Genomic DNA, 10,697 nt, shown 5'->3' on the forward strand with positions numbered 1-10,697 from the left:
AATATCGTCGTGAAAGGCCCGGATGGGACTACCCGGAAATTGCAATCTATCCCCTTCCGGATAGAATAAAAAAGGGCTCTGTCGAAGCGAGTGACGAATTTAATTTGAGAATGATGAATACTAAAATTATTATCGTTTTTTGTACATTTTTGTTGATGGTATCTTATGCGGAAGCCCAGAATTCGAAGGCTTTTTTCGATAGCATTATAAAAAACGAAGATAATCAGGAAAAGGCGCCGATTGCGCTTCCTTATGTCGAACCGGCCGATGTCATCTGGTGTAAAACCGTATGGCGGGATATTGAGGGAAAAAATGAACTTACCGCTTTACTATCCGACGGAACCGCTGGATGGGCGGATGTCTTTGATCGACGTCATGATGCAGGGGATCGAAAAATCTTTTAAGACGGCTTATCAGGATGACGAGTTGCAGACTCCTATGACTTTTGCCGAAATCAAAGAGAAGTTCGGAGCAACGACCGATACCTTGACCAAGAGAAATCCTGAAACAGGTGAGTTAGAACATATTGCTGTTTCTAACGATATTACGACTTCTGAAGTGAAACGACTGCAAATCAAGGAACTGTGGTATTTTAATAAACGGACTTCCCGCTTGGAAGTGCGGATTATTGCCCTGTGTCCGATCCGGGAATACACGAAGGAGGATGAAAATGCCGACGGTATCCTGAAAACCCAGCTGTTTTGGATCGATTATGGGGAATTTCGCGATTTATTTGCCAAACAAGGGGTTTATAACTTTGAAAACGATGCGTTGCGCCTGAGTCTGGACGATGTCTTTCTGAAACGATATTTCAGCTCCAGGATCATAAAAGAAACGAATCCTTACAACAACCGTTCGATTCAAAGTTACTCTACGGGTATCGATGCCGTCCTGGAATCCGACCGGATTAAAAATGAAATTTTCGAATACGAACAAGACTTGTGGGAATATTAGCATAAGGCGGCCGTTCGGAAATAGGTGAATGAACTCAGATCGGTGAAGCTGATAGGCTGATTCATTAGGATCGGATGCTGGCTTCACCGATCTGAGTTTAAGTGGTCACCCTCATTTTTTATGACGGAAAAACTTTTCGAAGCGTTTGATTTTATCTTCGTCTTTGCGGTGACAAATCATCAGGTAGTTGTCTTTTTCAGCAATGATCAGGTTATCGACGCCCTGAACGACGACATTTTTTCGGGGAGGAACGTTCACAATACAGTCGTTCGAATCGTTAAGCACCACTTTATCCGAATTGGTGACATTGTTGTGGTCGTCTTTATCACAAAGGGCGTGAAAAGCATGCCAGGTACCGACGTCCGACCAGCCGAAATTCCCTTTTAATACATAAACATGTTGTGATTTTTCCATAATACCGACATCGATCGATACATTGTGGCATTGCCCGTATACACTCTTGATGAAAGCAGGTTCGGCCGGGGTATTCAGTTTACATTCCGTATTGAAAAGGGCGTGCAGATCGAACATATGGGTCTTGAATTCCTGGATGATATCCTGAACACTCCAGATAAAAATACCTGCATTCCACAAAAACTCATCGGAATCGAAAAACATATTGGCCAGTTCTTGGTTGGGCTTTTCGGTGAAAGTCTTGACCTGTGATATTTTTTGTGTATTGTCTTTCGATTTCACCTGAATGTATCCGTATTCTGTCTCGGCACGTGTAGGAGTGATGCCGATCGTGAGCAGTCCCTTTTGTTTCTCGATAAAAGATAACCCCTCCTGGACGTCGTTCAAATAAGCCTGATCGTTGCTGATAAAATGGTCGGAAGGGATAGTGACGATATACGCATCCGGATTCAGACCTTTGATTTTATAAGCGGCATAAGCGATACAAGGGGCGGTGTTTCTGACATAAGGTTCCTTCAATATATTGGAATCCGGTATTTCCGGGAGTTGCCTTTTGATGATATCTTCATATTCTTCTCCGGTGATGATAAAAATACGATGATTGGGGAAAATCTGGGAAATACGTTCGTAAGTTTGACGGATAAAGCTCTTTCCACAGTGCAGGATATCAGAAAATTGTTTGGGACAACGGCGGTTACTTACCGGCCAGAAACGGTTTCCGATACCCCCGGCCATAATTAAGCAGTAGGAATTTGGATTCATTCGTAGTTGTATATTTAAAGTTCCTCTTTTTAAAATAGCTTTCAAATAATATACCAAATATACTACTTTTTTCAGAATCCTGAAATTATTCCGCCGATTCTCCTTGATATAGATTTTATTCCCTGCTGCAGTACCGGATTTGAGCCGATTTAGGAACTTTATGAGAGTAGGAACGCGTAAATCCATGAATAATTTATATTTTTACCTTGTTTTTCTTAACCGACAGGAATATGAAGTTTTTATATAAGCTGGGTAGCTATCTTATTTTTATTAGAAAAGCCTTTTCCCGTCCGGAAAAAAGAAGTGTCTATACTAAAGAAGTAATAGTTGAATTTGAAAAGTTAGGCTTGAATTCAATTGTCTTAGTAGTGATTATTTCTTTTTTTATCGGAGCGGTGCTGACTTTGCAGACTGCTTATAATATGCAGAGTCCCTTATTGCCCCGGTATTTGATCGGTTACCTGACCCGGGAAACGATGTTGCTGGAATTTTCATCGACGATCGTCAGCTTGATTTTAGCCGGTAAAATCGGTAGTAATATCGCTTCCGAGATCGGGAGTATGAGGATTACCGAGCAGATAGAAGCTTTGGAAACCATGGGAGTCAATTCGGTTTCTTATTTGGTGGGACCGAAGATCTTAGCTTCTCTGGTGATTAATCCGATCCTTTATATCTTCAGTGTTTTTATCGGTATTTTAGGGGGAATCATTTCCGGATTGATCAGTGGAGTTGTCAATTTTGAAGATTTTGTTTATGGCCTTCATTTTTCCTTCAATCCTTACTATGTGACCTATTCGATCGTAAAGACCTTGTTCTTTGCTTTTATATTTACCTCAATCCCTGCTTTTTATGGATATTACGTCCAGGGGGGAGCCCGGGAAGTCGGTAAAGCCGGGACGAAAGCTGTGGTCGATAGTAGTATCGCTATATTGACCGCTAACCTGGTATTAACTCAAATTATGCTGTAATGATACGTGTTGAAGCTTTGGGTAAATCTTTCGATAATAAGAAGGTATTATCGGACATCGATATCACTTTCGAAGCCGGTAAAGTGAATCTGATCATCGGGAAAAGTGGGTCCGGTAAAACGGTCTTGCTGAAATCCCTGATCGGCTTGCATTCGGTTACGACCGGTCATATTTATTACGGTGACCGCGATTTGACGACGATGAATTCCAAACAACTCAAATCTTTGCGGGAAGAAATCGGAGTGGTGTTTCAGGGAGGGGCTTTGTTCGATTCACAAACGGTATTGGAAAATGTGATGTTTCCCCTCAACCTGTTTTCCGATCTTTCCTACGAGGAGAAAAGAGAACGGGCACTCTTTTGCCTGCATCGGGTGGAACTGAATAAAGCCGAAGATCTGTATCCCTCGGAGATCAGTGGAGGTATGAAAAAACGGGTGGCTATCGCCCGGGCTATTGTCCTGCAGCCGAAATTTTTGTTCTGTGACGAACCTAACTCGGGTTTGGACCCTTTGACTTCTATCGTTATCGATAATTTGATCAGTGAGCTTACCCACGAATATAATATGACGACGGTCGTCAATACACACGATATGAATTCTGTTTTCGAAATCGGGGAAAAAATCGTGTTTATTCACGAAGGACGCAAGGAATGGGAAGGTTCGAAAGAGCAAATTGCACATACGGATAATCCGTATCTGAATGAATTTATTTTTTCTTCTCAGTTGTTTAAGCTTATAAAAAAAGATTTATGATATCATTTATCCGGAAAGGAATACTAATCATCATGGCGTGTGTGGGGGGAGTCATTGGAGGTTGTGAATCTAAAAAGGTACCTTTGAATAAAGAGCAGTTCACAAACCTGCTGATCGATTTGCATAAAGTCGACGGAACCTTGTCGGTGTACCGGGGAATAGGGCAGGGATATAATGAACTGAAAAATTATGAATATTACAACGATGTATTCCGGAAATATCATATCGACAAAGCGGAATTCGACTCTTGTTTATATTATTATTCGGCTCAGACGGTCCTGTTTTCGAAGATGTATGATGTGGTTATCGATAGTATACACCGGCAACTCACAGCTATTGAAAAAGTACTCAATGAGTTGAAGTCGAAAGATTCTGTCAACTATTTTCCGTTGGTGGATACCTTAAAATTGGATAGTGTTTTCACGATAACTGTCGATAGTATTGTTCCGGGATTATATAAATTCGGAACGACGATTCATTTCGATTCTCTCCAGAATACCCAAAACCGGCGGATTCGTTCGTATTTTCTTTCTGCCGACGGTAACGATACCTTGCGGGTGAGAGATCTGGTGGTCGATTTCGATACGTTAAAACGTAGTTACAATTGGTCGCAATATGCCGATTCGGTGTATAACCGGCTGGTGATAACTTTCCTGGATACGATGCCTCCGGCAAAATATATCAAACCGGTGAAAGGTAAAAAAACTCCTCCCGCTAAAAAGGAAAAATTGGTAGAATTGGACGAAATGGGAGGGGAAGCCTGGGGTACTTATCTTTATCGGCCTTATGTTTCCCGGGAAACGGAGAAAAGGCTGAAACAAAGTTTGCGAAGACGATAAATACCGTTTGATGAGAAAGATTGCTGCTAATTATATCTGTTTGCCGGGATTTCCATTGGTGAAGAATGGATATGTGATTCTTGAACAAGGACGGGTGAAAGATGTGGTCGATACAGGAGGACGAATTCGTGAAATACAAGGGTTGGAGTTTTATGGTGGATTGATTGTGGCGGCTTATGTGGCGGCTTATCAGGAAAGACTTGAAGAAGGAGATTTGCTTTTACCCTGGTTGGACGAGATCTACCGTCGGGGAGGAGAAGAGTATCAGGGGGTGGGAATTTGGGAAGGTGCCGATTTATTGAAGCTCACCTGGACAAACAAGACGAAATTTCGTTTATTATAAATGAGGGGCCGAAAGTCGGTTTCCGGACTTTTGGTTCCCCCCCCATTCATCGGTTAAAATCAGTGAGAAAATTATTTCATTTCACTATCTCCAACACTCCGTTTTTCATGACAGTGGTATAATTTTTCTTATATCCCTGGAAAGGAATACAGGAATGAATGATATTATTTCTTATTTTATTACTTCCCTGGATGACCAGGGTATCTCCTTCAGGAATCCGGATAGTGACCTCTACTTCCTGCCCTTTCCAATGAGGGGGTTGTATTTTGAAATAATTGTCCAGGGTCAGTTCGTTTCCATTTTGTTCCCAATGGTATCGGATGGTATTCAATGGCCTGAAATGATCCGGGGTACGGATACCTCTGATTTTTTTCTGAATCGTCAGGGAAGGCCGGGAAAACGTACTTGGAATTGTACGGATAAAAGTTTTGAGATAGATCTCTTTGGGGGGAATACTGTCGAATGCCAGTATATTTGCAAAATATCTGTTTGTATGGATGATGTTACTATTCTCGCTGACCTGAGGCAGATCATCGATCTTCAACAGGTATTTATGCGAGGTCGTGTCGGCGGTGATAAAAGAATGGCCCTCCGTTTCTTCTGTGACATCACTATAGCTCAGACTTTGCTGTATCGTGATGATGATACCTGCGAATCCGGCAAGAAACCAACAACCGATTGCCGTTAGAAGGAAAATCTTATTCCAGTTGAACTGGAATAGATAACGGGCCGAGATATAGATGATCAGTAGTAAAGGGATATTCAGGGTGAGTAAAAGGATGATTTTCAAAGTCAGTAATAGCTCTGACGATATGGAGCTGCATAGAATATGATAAATGCTGAAATTTGTAACACTTTCGGGATACAGCAGACACCAGAAAACCAGGATAAACAGAAAGGTTCCTGCCAGCAATCCCACGACAGACAACACACTGAACACGATCTTAAGGCATTTCCTTAAAATAGTGTTCAGTGTCTGAAAACAGGTTTTAGCACCGTTTTCTATTCCGGTGAAGAATTTTTGAATACCAGAGTTTTTTTTTAGATCGTCATAGGTATCCCGGATATTTTTCTCGATATTGGAAACATTGATTTTTTCTCCTTTCATTTCCATTTTTTGTCTGGCAGTCACAGCTGCAGGTGTGGCGATCCAAAGGATAATATAAGCTAGGATCGTTACTCCGTAGAAAAACGCTAACAAGACAAAAGCAATTCTTATCCATACCACCGAAATATCGAAATAAGCTGCTATTCCTGAAGCTACGCCCCCCAGAACAGATTCGTCGGTATCCCGGTATAGTTTCCGTTTTATCGGTTCTGTGCTCTTGTCCGTATCTTCGTCGATGATTACGTCAGGACTACCCATGATCCGAATGATTTGGTCGATATCTTCCATGGTAACCACTTGTTTGTATCCTTTCCCGAGCACTTCTTTCAGTAATTCGGCGATCCGGCTTTCGATATCGGCCATGATTTCCCGGCCGTCTTCTTCTTTCAGATAATGACTTTCCAGGGTGTCTATGTAAGATTGGAGTTTCAGACAAGCATCGTCGTCGATACAAAATACCTGACCGTTGAGATTGATGTTGTATGTTTTTTTCATGATGTTTGTTATTGAGGTGTATGTGGTGCTTTTAGGATTTCGATAGCTGTCGTCAGTTCTTCCCACGAAGTTTCCAGGGCTTGCAGGAATTGACGTCCTTGTTCGGTGATGTTGTAATATTTCCGGGGAGGGCCCTGTGTCGATTCTTCCCAGCGATAGGCCAGCAATCCGGTGTTCTTTAATCGGGTGAGTAGAGGATAAACGGTACCTTCTACCACCAGCATTTTCGAAGCTCTCAGCTTATTGATGATGTCCTGGACGTAGGCGTCGTTCCGGGCGATGATCAGTAAAATGCAGTACTCGAGTATCCCCTTCCGCATTTGAGCCTGTGTGTTTTCTATGTTCATAAGCGCCTCTTCTTTGGTTTTACGGAACAAATATATGGATTAATATAGTATTATGCAATACATAGTACTAAATTTTTTATAAATATTTGTTTGGGATAGTACCTTACAAAGATTAGGGCGTTTTTGAATATAAATCGTTTGAAAAAATTTGAATCGCCGGGATGACGATAAAAACGTTTCCGTAAAAATTATCCCGCTAAAAATCGGTACTTTCGGGAGAAAGTCGGGATAATAAATTAACTTTGTAAACAAATGATTGTGGTGATTTTAAGCAATAACAATAAATAAAAACAGATATGAATAAAGTATTATTGATGATTTTAGACGGTTGGGGAATCGGGAAGCATGACAAGACGGATGCTATTTTTAATACCCCGACTCCCTTTATGAATTCATTGTCGGAAAAATATCCGCATGCTCAATTACTGACTTGTGGAGAAAATGTCGGTTTGCCGGATGGCCAGATGGGTAATTCTGAAGTCGGCCATTTGAATATCGGTGCCGGACGGGTGGTGAATCAGGATTTGGTACGGATCAACAAAGCATGCCGGGATAATTCGATTATGCAGAATTCCGAGATCGTGAAGGCTTTTACTTATGCCCGTGACAATAAAAAACAAGTACATTTTATGGGCTTGGTATCGGATGGTGGAGTACACAGCTCTTTGGAGCATCTGAAGAAACTATGTGATGTATCTAAAGAATTTGGAATAGCCAAAACTTTTGTTCACTGTTTTATGGATGGCCGGGATACCGATCCGAAGAGCGGACTGGGATTCATAAGAGAATTGAAGGCTCATATGGACAAATCGACCGGACGGATCGCTTCTGTCATCGGTCGTTATTATGCTATGGATCGGGATAATCGTTGGGAGCGTGTAAAGGAAGCCTATGATTTGATTGTGAATGGAATCGGTACCCCTGCGCAGCATGTGGAGGTAAGTATCCAACAGTCTTATGACGAAGGGATTACCGATGAATTTATCAAACCGATCGTACATGTCGGAAGCGACCATCGGCCTGTGGGTGTGATCGAACCGGGTGATATGGTGATTTTCTTCAACTACCGTAACGACCGCGCCAAAGAATTGACTATTGCTTTGACCCAACGGGATATCCCCGAACAGCAGATGAAGAAGATGCCTTTGTATTATTGTTGTATGACTCCTTACGACGCTACTTTTGAAGGTCTGCATATTCTGTTTAATAAAGAGAATGTAGAGAATACCTTGGGAGAGGTGATCAGTAAGGCCGGTTTGAAACAGTTGCGGATTGCCGAGACAGAGAAATATGCTCATGTGACTTTCTTCTTCAACGGAGGACGTGAAGCGCAGTTTGAAGGTGAAAGCCGGATTTTGGTGCCTTCGCCGAAAGTGGCTACCTATGATTTACAACCCGAGATGTCGGCTCCTGAAGTGGCGGAAAAATTAGTAGAGCAATTGAATGCCAAATCAGCTGATTTTGTCTGCCTGAATTTCGCTAACGGAGATATGGTGGGACATACCGGTGTGTATGCAGCGATCCAAAAGGCAGTAGCAACGGTCGACCGTTGCGTCGAAAAGGTCGTGACTGCCGCTCAGGCCAATGGTTACGATGTATTGATTATTGCCGATCATGGAAATGCCGACAATGCTGTCAATCCCGACGGTACTCCGAATACGGCTCATTCGCTGAATCCGGTGCCTTGCATTTGGGTGACCGACGAAAAGGGAAAGACTTTGAATAACGGCGTTTTGGCTGATGTCGCTCCAACCATCCTGCAGATTATGGGAGTTGCCCAGCCTGCAGAAATGACCGGAAAAAGCTTGATAAAATAACAGGGATAAATGATTTATAAAGTCTGTCAAGTTTGTAAACTTTGCAGACTTTATGAACATGATAAACAAAACCATATAGTTGTCGGTTTTCGACTATGATACAGATAGAGGATACAATCGTAAGTTTCGATATTTTTGTAAAAAAGTTTTGTTGTGATTTAGCGCAGTGCAGGGGAATATGTTGTGTCGAAGGAGATTCGGGGGCCCCTTTGGAAGAGGATGAACCGGTGCGGATCGAGACGAACTATGAAAATATCCGGGCTTATATGAAACCCGAAGGGATTGCAGCTGTTGAGGAACAAGGTTTCTCGGTGATCGATCAGGAGGGGGATTTGGTGACTCCATTGATTCAAGGGGGAGAATGTGCTTATGCCATAGAAGAAAAAGGAAGTTGTTGGTGTGCGATCGAAAAAGCTTGGTCTGAGGGGAAGTGTGATTTTCGTAAACCGATTTCTTGTCATTTATATCCGATCCGGGTGACAAAATACGAAGGATTTGAAGCACTGAATTACAACCGTTGGGATATTTGCGGATGTGCCCGGCTAAAAGGTGAGCAAGCAGGTATGCCGTTGTATCGTTTTTTAAAACAGGCTTTGATCGCTCGGTATGGTGAAGAATGGTACGAACAGTTGGAGTATGCCGCCCGTGAGATTGAAGCTGGAAATATAGAAATCCCTCCTCGGTAAATACTTGAATGCAAGTTTATTGTTTTGGATGGAACGACTAAAACTGAATTTTAGACATTTTTTTTGATATTTTGTTTGCAGAATAACAGATTCTCCTTATCTTTGCAAGCGCAAAAGCAAAATGGTGGATGTAGCTCAGTCGGTTAGAGCGTCGGATTGTGGTTCCGAAGGTCGTCGGTTCGAGCCCGATCTTCCACCCCTTAACTACAAAGCAGTTATTCGAAAGATAACTGCTTTTTTGTTTCCGGCTTATTCTTTGTGTATAACACTGAATTCGTAAATCGAAGGAGGGGCACTAGCTGCCAGTACTTTCAAGCGAATCTGACTGGTTTGGTAAGTTTGAGGGAGATGGATCACTTTACAGGCTCCCATCGGACTTTGAGACAGGTAAAGGGTTGTCCACCGGTTGTCTTGCCAGATGTCGATTGTATAGGCTTGAATCCGGTTTTGCAAGCCATCCCGGTATTCAAAAATGGAAATTTTGTTGAATTTATCCCGTTCATTTAATTTTATAATCAGCTCCGGACAATCGATCTGGCTGGCCCAACGGGTTTGTAATCCGCCATCGACGACATTTTGTGGGCCGTATTCCTGGATTTGATTGTTCCAAACCGAGTTGACATTGGCTTCTTGTTGCAGAGAGACCGTTTTCCCATTGGTCGGAAAAGGTTTGTTTTTCCGCAGATTTAACCTGTTTTTCAAGGCAATAATCTGATTGGCTTCGTTTTCTTTGATCCGGCCTGTTGCATCGGGAGCGACATTTAAAACCAGGGTATTCTGATTGGCGGTACACCAATAAAACAATTCTTCCAGCTCGTCCAGTTCCCGGGGGGCTATAGGGGTAGACTTTTGAAACCAGTTCCATTCACTGCTCAGACATATCGTGTGTTCAAAAGGCAGATAATATGATTTCCCTTGATACAGGTACTGTTTTTTATCGGATGAACTGGCAATTTTGGGGTCCCACAACCTGAAATCCGATGGAAAATATTGGCAATAGTAGCGATTGTCTGTCGTTTGAAGTTCTACAGGTACGATCTCGTTCGAGTTTTCCCGATAGGCAATAGTTTGGTTGGTGGAAATGGCACAATGAGGTTGTAGTTTTTTTACCAGCTTGTACAGGCGGGGAATATCCCAGGCTTGGGCCGGTTTGTCCCAGCCTCCGTCAAACCATAGTTCGCAGATCGGTCCGTAATTACTCATTAATTCGGT

The 10,697-nt window shown here is 42.4% G+C and carries 12 protein-coding genes and 1 tRNA gene; 9 read left to right on the forward strand and 4 right to left on the reverse strand.

From position 1 onward, the window contains the following. Nucleotides 1–404: hypothetical protein (locus WS34_RS15705; RefSeq protein WP_286693777.1), on the forward strand; the 404-nt coding region annotated here is incomplete at its 5' end. Continuing rightward, nucleotides 313–954, forward strand: coding sequence for a type IX secretion system ring subunit PorN/GldN (porN, locus tag WS34_RS12850; protein ID WP_286693778.1), 642 nt, complete (start codon nucleotides 313–315; stop codon nucleotides 952–954). The genes WS34_RS15705 and porN, both read left to right, overlap by 92 nt. Before the next feature lie 111 nt (nucleotides 955–1,065). Here porN and WS34_RS12855 read toward each other — a convergent pair whose 3' ends face one another. Then, nucleotides 1,066–2,130: a mannose-1-phosphate guanylyltransferase gene (locus WS34_RS12855; RefSeq protein WP_046405262.1), complete on the reverse strand. Its 1,065-nt coding sequence runs from the start codon at nucleotides 2,128–2,130 to the stop codon at nucleotides 1,066–1,068. Nucleotides 2,131–2,360: 230 nt separating this feature from the next. Here WS34_RS12855 and WS34_RS12860 point away from each other — a divergent pair, with 230 nt between their 5' ends. Genes WS34_RS12860 through WS34_RS12875 form a run of 4 tightly spaced genes read left to right on the forward strand, consistent with a single transcriptional unit; the run spans nucleotide 2,361 to nucleotide 5,032 of the window. Further along, nucleotides 2,361–3,098 (forward strand): MlaE family ABC transporter permease, encoded by a 738-nt coding sequence (locus WS34_RS12860; protein ID WP_013613493.1) that lies wholly within the window; start codon nucleotides 2,361–2,363, stop codon nucleotides 3,096–3,098. After that, on the forward strand, nucleotides 3,098–3,850 hold the full coding sequence (locus WS34_RS12865) for an ABC transporter ATP-binding protein (protein ID WP_013613494.1): 753 nt from the start codon (nucleotides 3,098–3,100) through the stop codon (nucleotides 3,848–3,850). Before WS34_RS12860 ends, WS34_RS12865 begins: the two co-directional genes overlap by 1 nt. Next, nucleotides 3,847–4,689 carry a DUF4296 domain-containing protein gene (locus WS34_RS12870; RefSeq protein ID WP_046405257.1) on the forward strand — a complete coding sequence of 281 codons (843 nt, stop codon included), beginning with the start codon at nucleotides 3,847–3,849 and terminating at the stop codon, nucleotides 4,687–4,689. The genes WS34_RS12865 and WS34_RS12870 overlap by 4 nt, the downstream gene beginning before the upstream one ends. Nucleotides 4,690–4,699: 10 nt before the next feature. Further along, nucleotides 4,700–5,032 (forward strand): hypothetical protein, encoded by a 333-nt coding sequence (locus WS34_RS12875; protein ID WP_022160639.1) that lies wholly within the window; start codon nucleotides 4,700–4,702, stop codon nucleotides 5,030–5,032. Between the two features lie 76 nt (nucleotides 5,033–5,108). Here WS34_RS12875 and WS34_RS12880 read toward each other — a convergent pair whose 3' ends face one another. After that, complete coding sequence (locus WS34_RS12880; protein ID WP_046405259.1) at nucleotides 5,109–6,635, reverse strand: PspC domain-containing protein; 1,527 nt, start codon at nucleotides 6,633–6,635, stop codon at nucleotides 5,109–5,111. A gap of 8 nt (nucleotides 6,636–6,643) precedes the next feature. After that, nucleotides 6,644–6,982 (reverse strand): PadR family transcriptional regulator, encoded by a 339-nt coding sequence (locus tag WS34_RS12885; RefSeq protein ID WP_041557024.1) that lies wholly within the window; start codon nucleotides 6,980–6,982, stop codon nucleotides 6,644–6,646. A gap of 296 nt (nucleotides 6,983–7,278) precedes the next feature. On the opposite strand from WS34_RS12885, the gene gpmI reads away from it, so the two are divergent. The 3 genes from gpmI (at nucleotide 7,279) to WS34_RS12900 (ending at nucleotide 9,684) form a co-directional block, all read left to right on the forward strand. Next, nucleotides 7,279–8,799, forward strand: a complete 1,521-nt coding sequence (gene gpmI / locus WS34_RS12890) for a 2,3-bisphosphoglycerate-independent phosphoglycerate mutase (protein WP_046405261.1) — start codon at nucleotides 7,279–7,281, stop codon at nucleotides 8,797–8,799. 95 nt (nucleotides 8,800–8,894) lie between these two features. After that, complete coding sequence (locus WS34_RS12895; RefSeq protein ID WP_022160642.1) at nucleotides 8,895–9,485, forward strand: DUF3109 family protein; 591 nt, start codon at nucleotides 8,895–8,897, stop codon at nucleotides 9,483–9,485. A gap of 123 nt (nucleotides 9,486–9,608) precedes the next feature. Continuing rightward, nucleotides 9,609–9,684, forward strand: a tRNA-His gene (locus WS34_RS12900). Nucleotides 9,685–9,734: 50 nt separating this feature from the next. On the opposite strand, the gene WS34_RS12905 is transcribed toward WS34_RS12900, so the two are convergent. Beyond that, nucleotides 9,735–10,697: crotonobetainyl-CoA--carnitine CoA-transferase (locus WS34_RS12905; protein ID WP_046405263.1), on the reverse strand; the 963-nt coding region annotated here is incomplete at its 5' end.

The sequence above is a fragment of the Odoribacter sp. N15.MGS-14 genome, from assembly GCF_000980245.1.
GTDB lineage: Bacteria > Bacteroidota > Bacteroidia > Bacteroidales > Marinifilaceae > Odoribacter > Odoribacter splanchnicus.